We start from the raw sequence: 21,199 nt of genomic DNA, 5'->3' as shown, positions 1-21,199 counted from the left end.
GTATATCGATCGCCCCCGGATTCCCTCTCTCCCGTCCGCCCAGCGTCAGTCGCGGACGCGTGCCCGGGCTTCAGCGCCCGTCGACGCGCCGAGCGCGGCAACCGCGAGCGCCCTGGCATGCTCGAGCGTGTGCTGCCGCAACTGGGTGCGCACCGCGTCGAGTGCCGACGGCGCCATCGACAGGCTGGAGACTCCGAGCCCGACGAGGACAACGGCAAGCATCGGATCTGCCGCCGCTTCCCCGCACACCCCCACCGGGCGGCCTGACTGGGTCCCCGCATCTCCGAGCATCTTCACCAGGCGAAGGACCGCCGGGTGCCACGGGTCCGAGTATCCGGCAACAGCGGCAAGCCTCCGATCAGCGGCGAGTGTGTACTGGGTGAGGTCGTTGGTGCCGATCGACACGAAATCGGCGATCCCGAGCACCTGCCCCGCCATGAGCGCGCACGAGGGCACCTCTGCCATCACGCCGGCAACACGGATGCCGAGAGAGCGCGCGAGGGCGACGAAGTAACCGGTCTCATCGGCATCCGCCACCATCGGAGCCATCACCCAGACATCGGCATCGGTTTCGGCGTCTGCGGCGGCCAGGGCAAGGAGCTGGTCGCGGAGCACGGTTTCATGCGCGCGAAGGGCACGGATGCCGCGGACCCCGAGTGCCGGGTTCTCTTCAGCGCCCGTTCCGAGAAAGGACAGCGGTTTGTCGCTGCCGGCGTCGAGGGTTCGTACGACCACCCGTTTGCCCTCACACGCCGCGAACAGCCGCCGGTAGACAGCCTGCTGTTCAGCCACTGTCGGCGCGGTGCGCGCGCCGAAGAACAGGAACTCGGTGCGGAACAGCCCGATCCCCTCAGCGCCCTGCTGGAGGGCGGCTTCCGCCTCGTCCGGGCTGCCAATGTTTGCAAGCAGTTCGATTCCGGTGCCATCGGCGAGGGTGCCAGGCCCGACCGGGACGGCAACCCGTCGCGCCAGGAGCCGTTCACGTGACGCGGCGATCTCCTCCGCGGTCGGCGCCACTGTGACGGTTCCCTCCCCCGCGTCGAGGAGCACCGTCGCCCCGTCGTCGATCCCAGCGGCATCCGCAACACCGACGACGGCGACGATCCCCTTCGACCTCGCGAGAATCGCGGTGTGCGACGTTGGCCCTCCCCCGAGCGTGACGAGCCCGAGCACCTGCCCGATGTCGAGCATCGCAGCGTCTGACGGTGCGAGGTCCCTGGCGAGGAGAACGAACGGGTAGTCGACACTGGGAACACCGGGCGGCGCGACACCTCGAAGCTGTGCGATCACACGCTGGGAGACATCGGCGACATCGACAGCGCGGTCTGCCGGGCTGCCTCCCATCGACAGCAGCAATTGCCTGACGCTGTGAAACGCCTCGAAGACCGCCCGTTCCGCGGTGGAACCGGCATCGATCCTGGATCGTACGTCATCGAGGAGCGCGGGGTCCTGGGTCATCATCGCCTGTGCGTGAATCACTCCCTCGGCTTCGCCGCCCGCTCGTCCGGCACGATCCGTGAGATCGGCAGCGACTGTTGTCAGCGCGGCCAGCGCCCGCGAATACTCGCTGTCGGCGTCGGTCGTCCGCCTCTTCTCATCGGGCTCGGACAGCGGGTCCGGCATTCGGACGACGGGTCCAATCGCAATACCCCGGCCGACTCCAGTGCCGCGCAGCAACATGTTGCACCTTTCTCCGGTGCATCCGACCATACCTCGCCCAGGCTCCCGGCTACGGTGCCGAACGGCGGGGCCTGATCCTGAATGAGCGCAGCGACGTCGCCGCCCTGAGGCGTTCGCGGCGCGTACGGGCCCGGCCGAATGAGCGTCGCAGATCGTCAACGGCCGTCCACACCAGATCGGCATCCTCGTCGCTCGGCTTCTGCACCGAGAAGGTCGCCCGGTCTGCGACGGATGCGAGGGCGATGGCCCGCTTGCTGCCTGCAGCCGCCGCCACCTCCCGCCGGGTCGCCGATGGCGGCGGTTCGACGCCGTAGTCAACAGCGGTGTCCTGAAACTCCTGCCAGCCGGCGCGAATGCGTTCCGACGGTGTGCGGCGGGAGCGCCGGAGCGCGCGCCGCCTGGCCTTTGCCGCGATCACCGCGAGGAAGGGCGAGGCGATCACAGCGGCAACGAGAAGGAGTACGCCGATGACCTGTGCCGCCACAAGGAGAGCCGCGAGCAGGGGGTCAAGCGGTTCGTCCTCCTCGTCGAGGCTGTCCTCGGCGGGAATCTGCTCGGTGTCGGCGTCGCGTTCCTCGACGGGTGGCTGAACGACGGACTGCGGCCGGGACACAGTGGTCGGCTCATCCGGCTCCTTTTCCGGGATCTCCCTGACCGGCGGGGTGGTGTCGACCGTCAGCCAGGTACCGTCACTCGACTGCACCTCGATCCACGCGCTGATGTCATCGCCCGACACTGTCACCGTCGCGTCCTGCCGGACCGAGGGCTGGAACCCGACGACCACGCGGGCGGGGAACCCGAGCTGGCGGGCCATGAGGGCGGCGGCGACCGAGTACTGCTCCTCATCACCGACCATCGGTCGCTCGGTGAAGAGCGTGGTGATGCGGTCGATGCCGTGCCCGGACAGGCTCGTCGGCTCGTTCTCGCCGACGCCGTGGCTGATGTATCCGTCGCTCTTGAGTCCCTCGATCATCGCGACGAGCTTGGCCCCTGCGCCCGAAATCCCCGCGGTGTACGCGTCCAGCCGCTCGGTCATGGCGCGGGGCAGCTCGATGGCGCTTCCGGTGCCAACTGCACCCGGGCGGATCCTGACGAGTTCGGTCAGCGATGGGGCCTGGGCGACAACGGATTCCAGCTGGTAGCTGTCCGCTGGCGCGAATCCGCCGACCACCGCCGAGCTTCCCGTGATGTCGTTGTAGAAGAATGAATCGGCCAGCCCCGCGGCGCGTGGTCCGTCGAAGTCGATCTGCCTGAGGTGTCCAGCACCCGGCACCCAGATCGAGGAGTAACCGGCTATCGTCACATCGAGGGTGACGATCCGGCCGCTTGCCTGCTGGTCGAGGCGATACGGCACCCGGACAAACGTCCCAGAGCCCGCCGTCACGTCCTCCGTCCCCGCCGAGAAGACGACGCCGTCGTATGTGTCGAGCGTCGCCATCCGCAAGCGGCCGCCCTCGGGAAGGCCGGCAACCGTGAGCATTTCCATCCCGGCGGTGTCGGGCTGGTGGAAGCTCCGGAAAGCGGAGAGCGGGCTCGGGTATGCGCGTGGATCGAATGGTTGCTCGATGTGCGAGCGAACCACCTGGCGTTCCGCTGCCGGTGGAAGAACGGATGCCATGACGGCGCCGCCGCACGCTGCGAGGGCGATGATCACCGCAGCACTCACCCCGCTCACGATGGCGGCACGGCGACGCTCCCGTGACGACGTGCGAACAGCCGCGACAGCATCCGTCCGATCCCCCTTGCCCGGCGACTGCCGGCCGATCCAGACCAGCCAGACCAGCGTGATGACCGCCACCGCAAGTCCGAGCGGCACGGACTCCCAGCCGATCTCTCCGCCGAAGACGATGCCGAGCACGCCGAGGAGCATGGGCAAGGCAACGGCGAATGCGGGCCGGCTGGTCCTCACGGCGATCGACAGCGTGATCACTGTCACGGCCAGGATGCTGACGAGCGGCGGAATGAGCAGCCCCTGGTACGCCCCGACCGGAAGCAGGATCGTGACCAGTTGTTTCCAGCTCCGCCCCGTGCCGACAACGAGGTCGACCAGCCCGTGCCAGGTCGGCAGAACGCCGAAGAGTGTCTCATCGGGGAGGGCGAGCGGGACCCCGACGAGCAGGTACACGAGCACGCTGATGAGAACGACGGCGAAGCCAGGCAGCCGCAACCTCCGGGCGATGAGGACGATCGCGACGCCAAGGGCTGTCGCGACGACCGCGACGAGCACGAACCGCGTCACCTGGTAAATCGGCCACCACAGTGCCGAGGCCGCGGCGACGGCGAGGACGGTGAACGCGGTGTTCCACAGCACGCTCCTGGTGGCCTTGCTGAGACTTGTCACGCCGTGGTTCTCGCCATCGCCTGCTGGAGGTCCTCGAGGAACCCGATGGTGAGGACAGACAGCTCACCGGCGGTCCGGAAACTTGGCACGATCTCGGGGTCGCAGACAACGGCGATGACCTCGACGCCCGCGGGGAGGTGCCGAGACGCCTGTCGAAGCGTCGCCGGAGTCACCGCGGAACCGCAGACGAGGAACGCGAGCGAAATGCCCGCGATCGAGTCTGCGGCGACCCTGGCGAGGTCGGAGACGTCCAGGGCTGTAGCTCCCGGTTCTACCCTGCTGAGATCGTCGAGCAGCCGCGACGGGCTGATTGCGGCGAGAGTCTTCATCGCGAACAGCTTGCGCCGCGCGAACTCGGGGGTCGACTCGCTCGCGACGACCGAGACCGTTCTGGCGTCACGGATGGCGCGCACCCCGAGGGAGCCGGCGACACTCACGGCCATCTCGAAATCATCCTCGCCGGAGTAGTCGCTCTCGGCGAGACTCAGCGCCACCATGAGATGGCTTCGGCGCGTCTCTTCGAACTGCCGCACCATGAACTGTCCGGTTTTCGCGGTGCTCTTCCAGTGAATCGACCTGCGCTCGTCGCCCGGCATGTACTCCCGGATGGCGTGAAAAGAGACGTCTGTCGCGGTGAGGTCGCGCGTGGGGTTGCCCTCAAGGTCGCGCACGAACCCGGTGCTGAGACTCGGTACCGGGATGGTCCTGGGGTGTACGAACAGGTCGATCTTCTCGTCCCACTGCTTTTCGCGCCTGACCAGTCCGAGCGGATCGGTCCGGACGACCCGGACCGGGCCGACGGGGATCACGCCGCGGTGAATGCCTGGCACCGTGAACACGTCCTCGAACGTGCTTCCCTGGCCGAGCACCGGGATCTGAAACGCGGCGATTTCCTCGCCGACAGGCACCTCGAGCCGGACACCCGGCAGCAGCCGTCGCGACGGGTTGTGGACTTCGACCTGCACCGCCGCCCGCTCGCCCGCGGTGATCCGGCTGACGGGCAGCGTCAGCGCGGCCTCATGGCTCATCCGGCCGATGAGGAAGAGAGCCGCGACCGCGAGCACAACAGCACCTGCCCACGCGCCGGCGACGAGTTCCTGCCAGCCCAGGCCGTAGCCGGTGAGAAACGCGAGCACGACGCTCGTGATGACCGCCCAGCCCAGCGGGGTGACAACGTCCGTCACGCCGATCCAACGGGCGAACACAGTGCGGGCAGCCCGACCGAACCGAACCGCACCGACCACGCCTTCGGCCAGCACTCCTTCTCTCGAGCCGACGAGTCGCATCCTCGCGTTGTGAACGTCCGGTTGTGCCGGTGCGACGGCCGACACCGATCGCGATGGTTGGATCTTCTTCTGTGCGGCCGTCACCACCCTGACGCCGCCCGGACCGGCCACGCCGCGGTCCTAGGCCGCAGCCGCGTCGCGCGGTGGTGGGGTATCGATGAGGACCTGGGCTATCACGTTCGACGGATTCACCCCGTCGAACTCCGCTTCGGCGTCGAGAATGAGCCTGTGCGCGAGCACCGTGTCCGCCAGCGACTTGACGTCGTCGGGGATGACAAATGACCGGCCGGATGCCGCAGCGAGCGTTTTCGATGCACGCACCAGGGACAGCGCCCCGCGCACGCTCGCCCCGAGCCGCACCTCTGCGGCCTGCCGCGTGCCCTCAACGATCCTCGCGACGTAGTCGTGGAGTGACGCGTCGACGTGCACTGTTGTGGCGAGTCGGGTCATCTCGGCGATGGTCGACGCCGGAACAACCGGAGTCAACTCCACCGCTTCCGATTGGTCTGAGCCCTCGAGAATCCGGATCGTGGACTGGTGGTCCGGGTAGCCGATCGACGTCTTCATCATGAACCTGTCGAGTTGCGCTTCCGGCAGGCGGTAGGTGCCGGCCTGCTCGACCGGGTTCTGCGTCGCGATGACCATGAACGGGGTGCCGACGGGGTGGGTGATCCCGTCAACTGTGACGTGCCCCTCCTCCATGACCTCGAGCAGCGCTGACTGGGTCTTGGGGCTTGCGCGGTTGATCTCGTCGGCCAGCACGATGTTCGCAAAGATGGGGCCGCGGTGAAAGTCAAAGCTCCCGCTGCGCTGGTCGTAGATGCTGACACCGGTGATGTCACCCGGCAGGAGGTCCGGCGTGAACTGCACACGGCTGGCGACACCGGCGATGCTCTCGGCCATGGCGCGGGCCATGGAGGTCTTTCCCGTGCCTGGCACGTCCTCGAGCAGGAGGTGCCCGCGGCTGAGAAGCACGACGAAGGACAGCCGGATCACGTGATTCTTGCCGAGGAGCACCTGCTCGACGTTCTCGACGAGCTGGTCGCACACGCCCGCAAACCAGGTGGCCTGCTCGGATGTCATTGTCATCTGGGTTGTGCCTTTCGTGATGCCGCGGTTCACGCGGTATTCCGTCGACTCCATCATGGCCTGAAGAAGGATTTCTTGTAGTCGACCTCGTCAACCTTTACAACGACGTCTATCCACACCTGGCTATCGGCGGGATGGGCGCTCAGGACACAAGTGTTCCCGGTCCGGGTCCCCGTGATTGTCGCGTCGTTCACTGCCCCGCATGAATACGAAACAGGAAGTGAACCGTTATCAGGATCGGCTGCCCAGCTCCACGTAGCGAGGGTCGCATCGTATGACAGCGCTGACGGAGTCAGGCTGATCGATGGCTCCGGCGCCGTGTCCAGCGATACCGGCCCGCAGGCCTGGTTGCCCCAGGTGTTGCACGCACGGATCTCGAACGACACGGGCTGGCCGAAGCCGAGTCCGAGGAGCTGGCGCGGGTAGCCGCTTCCGCTGAACGCCTCCCAGTTGCCGCTGCCGGGAATGCTGATCTCGTAGGTGAAACCGGCTGGCGCGACAGACGTGACGGCATAATCGCGTTCGGTCTCAGAGGGGTCGGTGAACCGCATGGTCCCGGTCACAGAAACGGCGCCGGGCAGCGGCCGGACAATGTCGGTTTTCACCTCGGTCGCCGCACACCCGGCCCTGTTGTATCCCCAGACCACGAACGAGTAACCCGAACCTTCGTTGGTCAGGTTGTCGAAAGTGTGGCTGAACGTACCTGGCGAGACGGCAACGACGTCCTCGATGGCGCCACCTGTTGTGGGTGCGGACACTTGCCCCGGCGGCGGCGATGACACCGTGCAGGCGTCGGACGGTGCTGAGCCGGAACTCAACCGCCCGACGAAGTATCCACCGATCGGGTCCCCGTTTCCGTCGAACTCGCTCCAGCTGACCGTCGCGCTGGCACTCGCGGCGTCACTCGATACGGCGATTGCGCCGCCGCGAGGAGCACCGAAAGGCTTTGCCGAGTCCGAAGCGGCATTCCAGGTGGTGAGCGCCGGAATCGCGTCGTTGCGGGCGGACACCGAGAACTCGACGCTCGATCCATTGCTGAGGCCGCCGATACGCGTGGAGCACGTCGATGAGCACGAGGACGCGCTGATCTCACCACGGGATACTCCCCCGACGGTCACCTGATAGTTCCGCACATCGCTGCCCTGCCCCGGCCGCGGAACCGCGTTCCAGCTCAGCAGCAGGGCCCCGTCGAGCGGCGTGGCCGACAGGCCGGTCGGAGCGGCGGGGATGACGTCGGACCAGACCGGTTCGCCAAATCGGACCGGGTCTGACTCGCCCCTCGCGTTGCGTGCGCTGACCTCAACGCGAACCGCGTTCGCCCTGCCGTTGCCCGCTGTAGGGACCTCGCAGGACGTGGATGCGCAGGTCGTGACACCGAGCGAGGTCTGGGTTCCCGCCCTGAACAACTCGACGTCGAAGCCGGAGAGGGGTGAGTTGTTGGCCGCGCCCGGTGTCCAGTTCAGCGAGATTTTCCGATCGCCGAATCCGGTCACACGCAGGTTGGACACAGGGTCAGGGCGGTCCTGGACCGAGATTCGTACCGCGCCCCACGTGTACCGCGCCGGGTCGCCAGTGGCATCAGCAACCTGGTACTGGAGTGAGGTATCGATGGCCGCGGCATCCTGTGCGACGGTGACCGTCAACCGGGAGTTGTCTGCGCTCGGCACGACGCTGACCCCGGCGGGGAGGTTTCCTCCATCCAGGCCGCGAACCGCGACCACGCGGAGCGGTGAGCCGGGGAACGGGTTGGTTGCGCTGTCGTTGGCGAGCACGTCGACCGGTGTCGACGTGCCCCGCTGGGCGATCACCGTGTCGGCGGCCGGCACAGCGAGCGGCCGCGTCGACGGCACGACCGCAAGCTGGATGCGACCGGCCACCCCGTCATTCACCGCGTCGCGGACACCGATGAGAATGCTCGGCGATGCGCCGCGCTCGATGTCGGCTGCAGCGGTCACCGTGAGCTCCTGCCCCCGGATCGACACAGTGAACCCGGACGGACGAGGGTCAAGCACCCGGTATTCCAGTTCGTCCACATCATCCGCGTACGGATACGTCGTGAGCTTGACCAGGTCGATGGTCTTCACCTGGCTCGGCTCGAAATCGATCGAACCCCCGGTGAAGACGGGCGGCTGGTTATCGCGGGACGCCACCTCGATCGGAAGAACGAGCGTTGCGACCTTGCCGTTCGGATCGCTCGCGCTCTCGCCGTCCGTGACCTCGAACGAGATCGACGCCGGCCCGAAATACAGCTCGGTGCTCGTGTATCGAAGTGTTGACGCGTCGACGACGAGGTCAGAACCATCGGAGTTCGTCGCCCGCACCCTGGCGGCATCCGTCAGCCGCACCGTCTTCCCTGCGGCCGCGATGACATAGTCGTTGAGCGCGATAACGACGGGCTCTCCGCTGACCACACTGATCGGTTTGATTCCAGGCCGCAGCTGCGGCAGGGCGGCATCGAGCCCTGGCACCCAGATGAACGCCAGGGCACCAACCGAGGGATCATCGGGGTTGCTCACCCGGAACGGCACTATTTGCGACTCGGTGCTGAGCGTCACCCGCACCCGCTTGGACGGCGTCACCGAGGCGAGCTCGCTGAACCCCGTCGGAACTGAAACGTCGAGCTCCGAGGCCGGTCCGTCCGCCCAGAAGACGTTCTTCAGGACGTTGACATCGATGACCACCCGATTGCGGATGTCGTCGATGGTAAGGACGACGTCGGATGCGATGGGGCGCGCGAGTGGGGCATCGTCACGGGCGACCACGGTGAGGAAGTTACTCGAGGTGTTGCCGCCCTCATTCTCGATCTCATAGATGAAGCCGTACCGTCCCTCCCCCTTCGGAACGGTCACGCGAACCACGTCGCCGTCGATGGCCGCGGTCGCGCCCTCTCCCGTCGGCTCGACACCGATCACGGTCAACGCGCCGCCGTCGGGATCTGAGTCGTTCGCCAGCACGCGAACGGCAACAGTCGATCCCGGTCGGGTGAGCACCTCGTCAGGCGTGGCGACCGGCACACGGGAGCCATCGAGCTTGGCGCTGATCCCGATTCGCACGAGTCCCGTCGCCTGTTTTCCGAGAGCGTCGACGACCGTGTACTCGAAGCTGTCGGTCCCCGCCGAGTATGCCCCGGCCTCGTAGTCGAACCAGTCATTTCCGGCGCCGACGACGGCTCCCTTGCCCGGGTTCGAGCTCTGCCCGATGAGCTGAACGGAGTCCCCGTCCGGGTCTATCCCGGTGAGCGGGACGGTAATGCGGACGCGTTCGCCCGAGAACACCCGGGCGACGACCGTCTTGGGCACGGGTGCCGCGTTCGAGACGAGGTCGGCTTCGCGCACGGTAAACGTGACCTGCGCGTCCGACCATTGCCCGTCGGGTGCCGTCGTCCGATAGACCGCCGTGTAGTTTCCCGGCGTCTGCGGCGCGAGGTACCTCAACATGTTTCCCGCGGTGAAGAGCAGCCCACCGCGCTCGGGCAACGGGCTCGCGAGCTCGGCCGCAAGCGTCAGCGGGTCGCCCTCAGGGTGAGTGTCATTCGCGAGAACAGGAACATCAATGGCATCGCCGACGCGCACGGAAACGGTATCGGGAAAGGCCACTGGCGGTTGCCGCTTGACCGGGTTGGGGATCTCCACCACGGTGACCGTGCCATCGGCAACGGCAACACCGTTCGACACGCTGTAGTTGAACGAGAGCGGAGCCTCGAGCGGCGCGGTCAGGGTGATGCGCAGCATCCGCTGTTCGAGGATCTCCACCCGAACGCCGGAGAGCGGCGCGATATTCGACACCCCGGTCAGGACCAGGACGCCACCGGCGGGGTCGAAGTCACCGGCGAGCACATCGACGGTCTCGCTGCTCTGCTCGCGGACGAACACCGTGTGTGGAACAGTGACCGGCTTCGCCCCGGCGTCGGGCGGGGCAATCACCTGGATCCGGACGACCCCTGTTGCTGTCACGGTCCCGTCCGTGACCGAGAAGTCGATGTGGTGGGTGCGCGTCTCGGTGCTGGTGAACCGAAAAGTCCCGCTGTCGTAGTCGGGGGTGATCGTCGCGCCGTCCTTCGCCGGCACGTTGGCGAGCCGGAGCGGACCGGAGCCGCCGCGGGCGTGCACGAGCGGCGCGACCTCGACCTCGCGACCCGCGAGTGCGATGACGGGGAACGATTCAGCGATGATGGGGACGCTTCCCGCCGGTGCCACGGTGACCGCGAGGGTGCCGGTGCCGTCGAGTGAGCCGTCTGACACGACAAGGCCAATCTCCTTGAGCGTGCCGCCGAGGCCTGCGTCGGTGAAGATCACTGTGCCGTCTGGCGTGTGCTGGACGAGGTCGGGAGCAGCAACACTCGCCTGGGTCAGGTAGAACGGGTCACCGTCAGGGTCGACCCAGTCGCCGAGGACGGCGAGCGACAGCCGGGCCCCGCTCGCAACCGACGCCTTGGTCGTCCTCATCTGGGCCGGCGCTGCATTCTCCGTCGGTTGGCGAACCGCAACTGTGACAGTGGCCGTCGCGGTTCCGCCCCTGCCGTCTGAGATGGTGTAGTCGAACTGGTGGGTGCCTGTCGCGCCCACCGTGAGCGTGACCTGCAACTGCTGGGAGTTGTTGACGATATCGACCCGCCCGGCGCTCTCCGGGAGCGATGTGACGGAGTCGATCATCAGCACGTCACCGTTGGGGTCGAAGTCGTTCAGGAGAACGAGCAGCGGCGATGTCCTCCCTGGCCGCGCGCCGAAGTCGTCGGCGACGGCCGTCGGCGGCTGTTGCGTCTCGTCGTATTCGGGGGGCGTGTCTTCGTTGTTGTCCTCGACCGTGAGCTCGTCATCGTCGAGGGCGACGAGATCGTCCCAGTTGTCGATCACCCGGTTGCCCGCCTGAACCGCCCAGGAATTTCCGCCGACGACGTCGTTGAGGAGCACGTGCGCACCATTGGGCTGGAAGACGAGGTTCGCGGCCGCGGAGAGCCCGTCGATCTGCGCGGTGTCTGCGCTGCCGTCACACTCGGTGAATACCGACCCGTCCGACCACGCGCCGTACGCGCAGTCCCCGGCGATGATCGGCCGGGTCGCTGCCCCCGCCGCCCCGTCTCTCAGCACGGCTACATCGTCGGAACCACGCGGAACCGCGACGATGCCACCGTCGAGTCCGACCAGGACGCGGTCACCCGACGTGGACGGATGCTGCAGCCTGGCACCTGTCGCATCCGGAAGCTGCACGATTCGACCATCGAAGCTGATGCTCGACTCTGCCTCGTCGAGCAGAACAAAATCCGGGCCGACGGAGCTCAGCTGCACGCCACCGGTCGGCTCGGGAACCTCGGTGACGTCGGTGGCCGCGTCGGAGTCCGCCGGCACCCGATAGACGCTGCTGGTTTCCGGCGCGAAGACGAACAGGTCCCCGTCCGCATTGACCGACGTGACGGCATCCGCCCCGAGAGAGAGTGCCGGTGCTGACTCAGCATCGAAGGTCGCGAGGTCGACGAGCGGGACGAACCAGATGTCGCCGCCGGACTCGACCACCAACCGCTCGGTGCCGAGCGCAACCTCGGTATCGCCCGGCGGCAGAGGGACGCTCTCGGTGACCTCGGAGGTCGTCGGATCGATGATGTCGAACGAGCTGCGCACCCTGTCGACGAGGAGCACTGTCTCTCCGGACTGCAGCACCTCGATCTGCGTCGAGGTTGCGCGGACCGCTGTGTTCAGCTCAAAAACCTGGGTGTTGGCGCGGCCGATGGCCTGTCGCTCCTGGTTGACCACCCAGACCGCGCCGTCGCCCAGATCGAGTTGTTGTGCCCGGTATCCGTCAGAGATCACCGCAGCCGTCGCAATGAGGGCACAGATTACGGTGCCACTCGTCAACGTCGCGATGAGCGACCGGCGCTTGCGAATCCAGGCCCTGATCATCAGCCGGATCCAGTCGGCACGTCGACGCACTTCTCGCTGCTCGACGGACCGAGAGCACCGTCCCGCATCACCCGCACCGTGATGCACGCACGTTCGCCCGGCTCGGCGTCCACGGTGAATTCGGTGGATTTCTGGATGGATGCCGCGCCGTCCGGCATGCGGATCTGGAAGGAGTCCCTGTCTCCGATTCCCGGGTCTGGCCAGCTGAACACCACGATTGACCCGCGAAGGTCTGCGGCCACATTAGCGACCGTCGGGATGGCGTCGGATGCCGCGGTCCTGATCAGGACGAAGACCGTGGTCACGGCGAGGAGCACAACGAGGACACTGCAGATAACGATGGCGGTCACAAAAGCGGGGCCGTGCGTGAGCGGCGCCTGGCCCCCCGAGCTTCGGTCAGCGACGGGCGTTGACCGGGAGTCCCTGGCCGCGCCGCGGGTGGCGCCGGGGCTCTGGAAGGCGTCTTCGGCCGTGCGACGGCGCCGTCTGCCGGGATCCACCGTGCGGATCGAGTGGACGCGGGTGCTGTCGGCGTTATCCACCACGGCGGCCTGCGCCCAGGCGTGAACGGCGACATCTGGCTGGGTTTGGGCGAAGCCGAGTTCGGCTTCAACGCCCTGCAGCTCGCGAATGAACTCCATGGCGGACTGCGGACGCTGCTCAGGACGCCGCGACATGCTGCGGGCCAGGACGCGCTCGAGCTTGTCCGGAACGTCTGTGCGGCCGAGAGGCTCTGGCTTGCCCTTGCTCGCACGGGAGATCAACGACGCCGAGGAGTTGTCCTGTCGCGGGGTCTCGAACGGCGCCCGGCCGGCGAGCAACGAGTACGTCGTCGCTGCGAGTGAAAACACCTCGCTCGCGATCGTCCCGTTCGTCTCACTGTGCAGCACTTCCGGCGCTGACCAGGGGATACTCATTCCGACTGTGTCGTCGATCACCGACTCGCCGAGGGTTCCGGCGATCCCGAAGTCGCTGAGCACGGGGTTGCCGTAGGCGGTCATGAGAATGTTGGCCGGCTTGATGTCGCGGTGCAGCACACCCGCCTGGTGCGCCGTCTCGACGGCGCTGGCGATCTTGATGCCGATGCGAAGGGCTTCCGAGACCGACAGGGGGTCATCACGGTATGTCTCGCCGATCGTCGCCGAGCACAGTTCCATCACCAGGTATGGCCGACCGTCTGAGGCGACCCCCGACTGATAGACGGTGAGGATCGCCGGATGAGGGCTCAGCTGCGCCATCAGGTCTGCCTCCGCCTGAAACATCCGGCGCACTTCCACGTTGACGTACTCGGAGAGCATCACCTTGACGGCGACCTGTCGGCGCGGGCTGTCCTGTTCGTACAGGAAGACATCGGCGAAGCCACCTGAACCGAGAATCCGCACAAAGGAGAAACCCGGGAGAGCGGGAGGCAGTGATGGCAAGCGGCGCAAATGGTCCTCCCAATCTGGAAATTGCGCGTCGAGAGGACGGCTCACGGGCACAAGGAAAACAACTACCGCAATCCCCTCGGCCTCTCTCCCATTCTAGGGAGAAACCAAAACTTCTATACCCCCGGCCAGGGGGGCAGTATTTCGATGACGTTGCCGTCGCCGATGTCGATAAACGTGCCTGGGATAACGACGACGCTCTCCCCGGCGCGCAAGCGCTGCCAGTGGCTCTGCGGTGCGATCACCGACGTACCATTGGTCGATTTGAGGTCGGTGGCGACGATGGAGTCGCCGATCTGCTTGATCTCGAGGTGCGTCGCAGACACCGACTTCGACGCAGAGACAACGGGAACGAGGCGTGACGGGTCCGGGAGCGGGATGCGGGGCTGCCGTGGGTTTCTGCCGAAGTAGTGCACCGCGTCCAGCGGGTACGCCTGGCCACCGTTGATGCGGAAACCGTACAGGAGGGTTTTGGGGTCATCCGGCACGAGCGGGGCTTCGCGCAGCACCGTCTCGTCCTCGATCGGCGGTGCGATGTCGCGGCGAAGCACCGTCTGGCCGTCGTGGCGCATCTGGGGATCGTCCTGCGCCTTCACTCGCTGAACCGGCGGGCGGATGATGGTGTCGGTCTCGGCCGGCGAATATTGCCTGGCGGCAGCGGGACGGTGCGTCAGGGACGGCGTGTCGGCCGGGGGCGCTGACGGGGATGGTGGAACGGGCGGGAGCCCCGCCGCCGCTGCGAGAGAAACATCCGCTGGCGTAACCGATGATGCGCCTGGCGCGGCTGCCGACGCCGGAGCAACTGGCGCAGGGACTGCTGAAGCATCAGGGGCCTGGGCGCCCGCCGGTGTCGCGGTCGTCTCGGTCTGAGCTGAACTCGGGGCGGGAACCGCGTCATCCGTCGGCGCTGCGACAGCTGACCAGTCGATCCGGTTGGCGACGATGACTCCGGCCCCGAGCGGGAACGACACTCCCCCGGCGGGGGAACCGGAACCCGGGGAGAGCGCGCCAGTGGCGAAAGCCGAGACACCGGTGACCGAGTCACGCAACCAGGCCTGACCGGCCGGAGGGGCGATGCGCTGCCACTCTTCATTCACCCGCAGGTCGAGCACACCATCGCCGTGGACGAGCAGGGTGAGCGCTGACCCGCTGTCGCCCTCGTCGGCGCGCTCGACGACGACGAAGGACGCAGGCGCTCCGTCGCGCGTGTTCGGCACTGTGGCTGTCACTTGATCGAACGTCGCAGAACCGCCGTGGACCAGGGCCCAGAGGGCCTCGACCACAGCCGGCTCCGACGGAGTGCGAATGGCCACGAGTATCGAGTCCCCGGCGATGTAGATCCACGGCTGGCCCTGGTTCGTCATGGCATAGCGGTAGTCCGGTCGTATGCGTGTGCGCTGCAGTGTCGTCACTTCGTCCCTCAAACCGTCTCAAAACAGTACAGGCCGGGTACCCCTCAGCCCTCGGAGCGCGCCTGTCGCACCATTCTGCCCCTTCACCCGCCCAATATGGTATTCCCTTGACGCGGGGCGCCCACCTCTGCAAGTCTCCGCGGCCGCTCAGGGGCGTGCCACCGCCCTGATCTAAACTGGAGGAATGTCAACTTCCTCCCCGCTTCGCATTGCCTCGGTCAACACAAACGGAGTACGAGCGGCGTTCCGCAAGGGAATGGGCGACTGGCTCGACGCCTCGAACATCGACATCCTCGCTCTTCAGGAGGTCCGGGCAGCGACGAGTGACCTCGAAAACCTGCTCGGCTCGGAGTGGGACATCCTGCACGACCCGGCGACGGCCAAAGGACGTGCCGGTGTCGCCATTGTGAGCCGCGCCAAGGCACACATTCACCGGGTCGAGTTCGGTGCCGAAGACTTCGACAGCGCGGGCCGCTGGCTCGAAGCCGACTACGAGGTCGGCGACCAGATCATCACAGTGGTGTCCACCTACGTTCACTCCGGCGAGGACAACACACCGAAGCAGGTGGAGAAGTACAAGTTCCTGGATGCCATGACCGCGCGCCTTCCCGAGATTGCTGCACACTCGAAATATGCGGTCGTGCTCGGCGACCTTAACGTCGGGCACCGTGAACTCGACATCAAGAACTGGAAGGGCAACCGGAAGAACGCCGGTTTCCTCCCGAAGGAGCGTGCGTACTTCGACAGGTTCTTCGGCCAGCGCGGCGAAGAGGTCGAGTGCGTCGACGGAACAACCGGTCCGGGACTCGGCTGGGTCGACGTCGGCCGCACCTGGGCCGGTGAGGTGGAAGGACCATACACCTGGTGGTCGCAGCGCGGGCGCGCGTTCGACACCGACACCGGTTGGCGACTCGACTACCACGTCGCCACTCCCGAGCTCGCCGCAACGGTGAAGGACTACCGGGTCGACCGGGCGGCCAGCCACGCCGAGCGATGGAGCGATCACGCCCCCGTCGTTGTTGACTACGCGATCTGACAGCCTCTCGCAGCGCAGGCGGCGCGATATCGTGAGCCGATCGATTCGAGCGCCCAGCGGCATCCGTTCTACCGAAGAAAACTTTCGCCCACACCGGGCACAGCTACCAAAGGACCCTCATGACCAAGCCCGTACTGTTCTCCGGAATGCAGCCGTCGAACGACTCACTTCACCTCGGCAATTTCGTGGGGGCGCTGCAGCAGTGGGTTGCGCTGCAAGCCGAGTATGACGCCTACTACTGCGTCGTCGACCTGCACGCGCTGACCAGCTCGCCGAACCCCGACGAGCTGCGGGCCCGCACCAGGTCGACGGCCGCGCAGTACATCGCGGCGGGAATCGACCCGTCGAAGAGCACGCTGTATGTGCAGTCGCACGTGCCGGCGCACGCGCAGCTGTCGTGGGTGCTCAACAACATCACCGGCTTCGGCGAGGCCGGGCGGATGACGCAGTTCAAGGACAAGTCGGCGCGCTTCGGTGCCGACTCGACCACGGTGGGCCTGTTCACCTACCCGGTGCTCATGGCGGCCGACATCCTGCTGTACCAGACCAACGTGGTGCCCGTCGGAGAAGACCAGCGGCAGCACCTCGAGCTGACCCGCGACCTGGCCGGGCGATTCAACAGCCGGTTTGGCGATACCTTCACGATGCCTGAGCCGATCATCCTCAAGGAAACGGCGAAGATCTACGACCTGCAGCACCCGGAGTCGAAGATGTCGAAGTCGGCCGAGAGCGAGGCTGGATTGATCAAGCTTCTCGACGACCCCAAGGTGAACCAGAAGAAGATCATGCGCGCGGTAACCGACGACGAAGCGTCGATCCGGTTCGACCGCGAGGCCAAGCCTGGTGTGTCCAACCTGCTCACAATCTTCGCGGCGATGTCGGGCTGGACCATCGACGCGATAGTGGACGAGTACGCCGGACGGGGGTACGGCGACCTCAAGAAGGGCGTCGTCGACGCCGTGAACGCCGTCTTCGAGCCGGTGCGCACCCGCACACTGGAACTGCTCGACGACCCGGCCGAGCTCGACCGGCTACTCGCCCAGAACGCCGCGAAGGCCAACGAGGTCGCCGAGAAGACACTCGCGGCCGCATACGAGCGCGTCGGGTTGCTGCCGCGCTCGTAGCCTCCGATCAACGCAGGCCGTCGTCGACACAAAGCTCGCCGGTAGGCTGACTCCATGGACGTTGTGCGCATCGAAACCGACCGGCTGATCCTCGACGAGCCGGCGAAGGCAGACGTCCCGTTCATCTTTGCGTACTGTCAGGATGATCTCATCCAGGACTTCACGACGGTGCCGCAGCCGTACCGGTTGCGCGACGCGGAGAACTTCCTGACCAGGGTGGTCCAGCCGGGCTGGACGAGCGGCAAGGAGCTGACCTGGGCCCTCCGCCGCCGGAACGAGCCGACGATCCTTGGCGTGGTGTCCCTGCGCGACTGGAACGACTCCCAGGCCATGATCGGGTTCTGGCTCGGCGCGCCGTGGCGCGGCCAGGGCTACATGCCCGAGGCCGTCGCCGCGGTCTGCGACTGGGCGTTCGAGAGTGAGTGGTTCGCTGACAGCGCCCGGCCGAAGACCACCATCGTCTGGGAAGCGCTCATCGGCAACCCTGCGTCGGCGCTCGTCGCCCGCAAGGTCGGGTTCCGGTACACCGGCGTCAGTCGTGCCGAGGTCGCCCGGTTCGGTGAGTTTGCGCCGAGCCACCGCGCTGAGCTCACCGTCTCCGACAGGCCGGGCCCCGCGGCGGGCTGGCCAGCAGAGGTCCTCTCACGGTGAGCGCTCCTTCCGTCGTTCTGTTCGACCTCGATGACACGTTGCTCGACCATCGCGGTGCTGTCTCCCGTGGCATCCTGCGCCACGTCGATCTCGTTCCCGGGCATCTCGAGGTCAACGACCGCGACGCCGCCGTGACTCTCTGGCACTCGCTCGAGGAGCAGCACTATCACCGCTACCTCTCCGGGGAGCTGACCTTCGCCGGCCAGCGCCGCGCGCGTGCCCGGGACTTTGCAGCCGCGCACGGCGTCTCACTCGGCGACGCCGAGGCCGATACCTGGTTCGACACCTACTTCGACAGCTACCGGATGAGCTGGCGACTGTTCGACGACGCGCTCCCCTGCCTGGATCGGTTGGCGGATGCCGGAACCCGCGTCGGCGTCATCACCAATGGTGAACCGGACTACCAGCAGGTCAAGCTCGACCGCACCGGCCTCGCCGACCGGTTCGAACACGTCATCGCGTCGGGCGCTGTGGGATTCGCGAAACCTGACCCGCGGATCTTCCACGAGGCATGCCGCCTGTTCGGTGTCGCGCCATCGGACGCCGCCTACGTTGGCGACCGCCTGGAAACGGATGCCATCGGCGCCGCTCATGCCGGACTCACCGGCGTGTGGCTCAACCGGTTCGGCGAGAACGTCGTCGCCGGGGCACTCGGGCACGGGACGCCGGTGGGAACCAGTGCGATCGCTGCGGCCCGGGAAGCGGCAGCTGCCGCCGGTGTGCGCATCATCGGGTCACTCGACGAGCTGTAGCCGCGCCGCGGCAAACGCGAACGGGCCCGCCCTCCGGAGAGGACGGGCCCGTTCGACCGTGAACTACTGGACGTCTTCGTCCACCCAGTCGAATGACTTCGTCACTGCCTTCTTCCACAGACGGAGCGTCCGGTCGCGCTCCTCGGCGTCCATCTTCGGCTCCCAGCGCTTGTCTTCCTGCCAGTTTCCGCGCAGGTCGTCGAGGCTGTCCCAGAAGCCGACGGCGAGGCCGGCGGCGTATGCCGCACCGAGCGCGGTGGTCTCAGCGACCACCGGTCGGACGACGGGAACGTTAAGGATGTCGGCCTGGAACTGCATCAGTGCGTCGTTCTGGACCATGCCACCGTCGACCTTGAGCTCGCTCAGGTCCACACCGGAGTCAGCGTTGACCGCGTCGAGGACCTCACGGGTCTGGAAAGCCGTTGCTTCGAGCGCTGCCCGAGCGATGTGACCCTTGTTGACGAACCGGGTGAGGCCAACGATCACGCCGCGCGCCTCGGGGCGCCAGTACGGCGCGAACAGTCCGGAGAACGCGGGCACGATGTATACGCCACCGTTGTCGTCGACCGTCCTCGCGAGCGTTTCGACCTCGGGCGCCGAGTTGATGAGACCCAGGTTGTCGCGCAGCCACTGGATGAGTGACCCGGTCACGGCGATCGATCCCTCGAGCGCGTAGTGCGGTTTCGCGTCCCCGAGCTTGTAGCCCAGCGTCGTGAGCAGCCCGTTCTTCGAGTGCACGATTTCCTCGCCGGTGTTGAAGATGAGGAAGTTACCGGTGCCATAGGTGTTCTTGGACTCGCCAGTGTCGAACGCGGCCTGGCCGAACGTCGCTGCCTGCTGGTCGCCCAGGATGCCGGAGATCGGCGTCTCGCGGAGGAGGCTGTGGCTGTGGGCGTGCCCGTAGATCTCGCTCGAGGACTTGATCTCGGGGAGCATCGACCGCGGCACGTCGAACGCCGCGAGGATCTCGTCGTCCCACTGCAGCGTCTCGAGGTCCATGAACAGGGTCCTCGACGCGTTGGTCACGTCGGTGACGTGAACGCCGCCATCGGTTCCGCCGGTCAGGTTCCAGAGCACCCAGCTGTCGGTCGTCCCGAACAGCAGGTCGCCGGCATCCGCCTTCTCACGCGCACCCTCAACGTTCTCGAGGATCCAGACGATCTTCGTTCCCGAGAAGTAGGTGGCGAGCGGGAGGCCAACGGTCGGCTTGAACCGCTCGACTCCCCCGTCAGCCGCGAGCCGGTCGACGATCGGCTGGGTGCGCGTGTCCTGCCAGACAATCGCGTTGTAAACAGGCTTTCCCGTGGTCTTGTCCCAGACGACGGCGGTCTCACGCTGGTTGGTGATGCCGACGGATGCGATGTCGTGCCTGGTGAGGTTGGCCTTCGAGAGCGCCTGACCGATCACCTCACGCGTGTTGTTCCAGATTTCTGTGGGGTCGTGCTCCACCCAACCGGCCTTCGGGAAGATCTGCTCGTGCTCGAGCTGACCCGTCGAGATGATCGATCCTGACTTGTCGAAGATGATCGCCCTGGTGCTCGTGGTTCCCTGGTCGATTGCGATGATGTAATCCGCCATGTCGTACTCCCTTGTATGTGTCGTGTCTTCGTAGTGAACAGATGTGTGCAGCACGGCGGTGCGAGCTCCGCCGTGCTGGGGGCCCGGCTAGATCACCGGAAGCAGAACGAGCGATGACCAGCCGGCGATCGCCCCACCGAGAAGCGGACCGACGACCGGCACCCAGGCGTAGCTCCAGTCGCTTGTGCCCTTGCCCTTGATCGGCAGGACGGCGTGTGCAATCCGGGGGGCGAGGTCACGGGCTGGGTTGATGGCGTATCCGGTTGGTCCACCGAGCGAAATACCGATGGCAACAACCACGATAGCAACGGGCAGCGCGCCGAGAGCAGCGAGCCCCGGCGTCTCACCCTGTCGACTGAACGAGATCACGGCGAACACGAGCACAAACGTGCCGACGACCTCGGTGATGGTGTTCCACACGTAGCCGCGGATGGCGGGGCCTGTCGAGAAAACAGCGAGCTTTGCAGCCGGGTCATCCGACTCGTCGAAGTGCTGCTTGTAGGTGAGAAACACGAGAACCGCTCCGAGGAAGGCACCGAGCATCTGCCCACCGAAGTAGGTCAGAACCGACAAGAAATCGACAGGAATCCCCGGCACGAATTCCTCGGTCCCCGCGGCAGCCAGACCGACAGTGACTGCCGGATTCAGGTGGGCACCCGAGAGGTAAGCGGCGAGCACACCGATGAAGACGGCGAAGCCCCAACCGAAGTTGATCAGCAGCCAGCCGCCGTTGAACCCCTTCGTCTTCGACAGCACAACGTTGGCGACGACTCCGCCACCGAGAAGGATGAGGAGCGCCGTTCCGACGACCTCCGAGAGAAAGACCTGTCCTAATGTGATGTCCACGTTGACCTCCTTGTTTAGCTCCGAGCCGAATGCCCCCGGATAGGGGTGTTTTTCGATTCACAGTGAAACGTACAGACGAAGTA

The 21,199-nt window shown here is 66.3% G+C and carries 13 protein-coding genes; 4 read left to right on the top strand and 9 right to left on the bottom strand.

The genetic code is table 11. From position 1 onward, the window contains the following. Positions 1-45 precede the first annotated feature (45 nt). The 7 genes from ptsP to AC1C2M_RS09525 all read right to left on the bottom strand — a co-directional run bounded on the left by ptsP (position 46) and on the right by AC1C2M_RS09525 (position 15,129). A complete protein-coding gene (ptsP, locus tag AC1C2M_RS09555) occupies positions 46-1,680 on the bottom strand; it encodes a phosphoenolpyruvate--protein phosphotransferase (protein ID WP_495436133.1) in 1,635 nt (544 codons plus the stop codon). Positions 1,681-1,729: 49 nt separating this feature from the next. Continuing rightward, positions 1,730-4,021, bottom strand: a complete 2,292-nt coding sequence (locus AC1C2M_RS09550; RefSeq protein ID WP_495436132.1) for a transglutaminase TgpA family protein — start codon at positions 4,019-4,021, stop codon at positions 1,730-1,732. Continuing rightward, on the bottom strand, positions 4,018-5,418 hold the full coding sequence (locus AC1C2M_RS09545) for a DUF58 domain-containing protein (RefSeq protein ID WP_495436130.1): 1,401 nt from the start codon (positions 5,416-5,418) through the stop codon (positions 4,018-4,020). The genes AC1C2M_RS09550 and AC1C2M_RS09545 overlap by 4 nt, the downstream gene beginning before the upstream one ends. Before the next feature lie 9 nt (positions 5,419-5,427). Beyond that, entirely contained in the window at positions 5,428-6,396 is a 969-nt protein-coding gene (locus AC1C2M_RS09540) for an AAA family ATPase (protein ID WP_495433073.1), read from the bottom strand. Positions 6,397-6,449: 53 nt separating this feature from the next. After that, a complete protein-coding gene (locus AC1C2M_RS09535; RefSeq protein ID WP_495436128.1) occupies positions 6,450-12,320 on the bottom strand; it encodes an Ig-like domain-containing protein in 5,871 nt (1,956 codons plus the stop codon). Next, positions 12,290-13,711 (bottom strand): serine/threonine-protein kinase, encoded by a 1,422-nt coding sequence (locus AC1C2M_RS09530; protein WP_495432817.1) that lies wholly within the window; start codon positions 13,709-13,711, stop codon positions 12,290-12,292. The genes AC1C2M_RS09535 and AC1C2M_RS09530 overlap by 31 nt, the downstream gene beginning before the upstream one ends. A 122-nt stretch (positions 13,712-13,833) precedes the next feature. Then, positions 13,834-15,129, bottom strand: coding sequence for an FHA domain-containing protein (locus AC1C2M_RS09525; protein WP_495432815.1), 1,296 nt, complete (start codon positions 15,127-15,129; stop codon positions 13,834-13,836). Between the two features lie 184 nt (positions 15,130-15,313). On the opposite strand from AC1C2M_RS09525, the gene AC1C2M_RS09520 reads away from it, so the two are divergent. From AC1C2M_RS09520 to AC1C2M_RS09505, 4 genes are all read left to right on the top strand, one after another. Next, positions 15,314-16,165: an exodeoxyribonuclease III gene (locus tag AC1C2M_RS09520; protein WP_495432814.1), complete on the top strand. Its 852-nt coding sequence runs from the start codon at positions 15,314-15,316 to the stop codon at positions 16,163-16,165. Between the two features lie 119 nt (positions 16,166-16,284). Then, positions 16,285-17,289: a tryptophan--tRNA ligase gene (trpS, locus tag AC1C2M_RS09515; protein ID WP_495432813.1), complete on the top strand. Its 1,005-nt coding sequence runs from the start codon at positions 16,285-16,287 to the stop codon at positions 17,287-17,289. Positions 17,290-17,343: 54 nt separating this feature from the next. Continuing rightward, a complete protein-coding gene (locus AC1C2M_RS09510; RefSeq protein WP_495432812.1) occupies positions 17,344-17,940 on the top strand; it encodes a GNAT family N-acetyltransferase in 597 nt (198 codons plus the stop codon). After that, entirely contained in the window at positions 17,937-18,692 is a 756-nt protein-coding gene (locus tag AC1C2M_RS09505) for an HAD family hydrolase (RefSeq protein ID WP_495436126.1), read from the top strand. Before AC1C2M_RS09510 ends, AC1C2M_RS09505 begins: the two co-directional genes overlap by 4 nt. Before the next feature lie 63 nt (positions 18,693-18,755). On the opposite strand, the gene glpK is transcribed toward AC1C2M_RS09505, so the two are convergent. Both glpK and AC1C2M_RS09495 read right to left on the bottom strand, forming a co-directional pair. Then, complete coding sequence (gene glpK, locus AC1C2M_RS09500) at positions 18,756-20,270, bottom strand: glycerol kinase GlpK (RefSeq protein ID WP_495436123.1); 1,515 nt, start codon at positions 20,268-20,270, stop codon at positions 18,756-18,758. A gap of 87 nt (positions 20,271-20,357) precedes the next feature. Further along, the gene (locus AC1C2M_RS09495; protein WP_495436498.1) at positions 20,358-21,110 is read right to left on the bottom strand and encodes an MIP/aquaporin family protein; all 753 of its coding nucleotides are present in this window, start codon (positions 21,108-21,110) and stop codon (positions 20,358-20,360) included. Between the last annotated feature and the right edge of the window lie 89 nt (positions 21,111-21,199).

It is taken from the genome of Mycetocola sp. Y444, assembly GCF_059445295.1.
The sequence above is the reverse complement of the archived record's forward strand: the minus strand, read 5'-3'. Positions and strand labels throughout refer to the sequence as shown.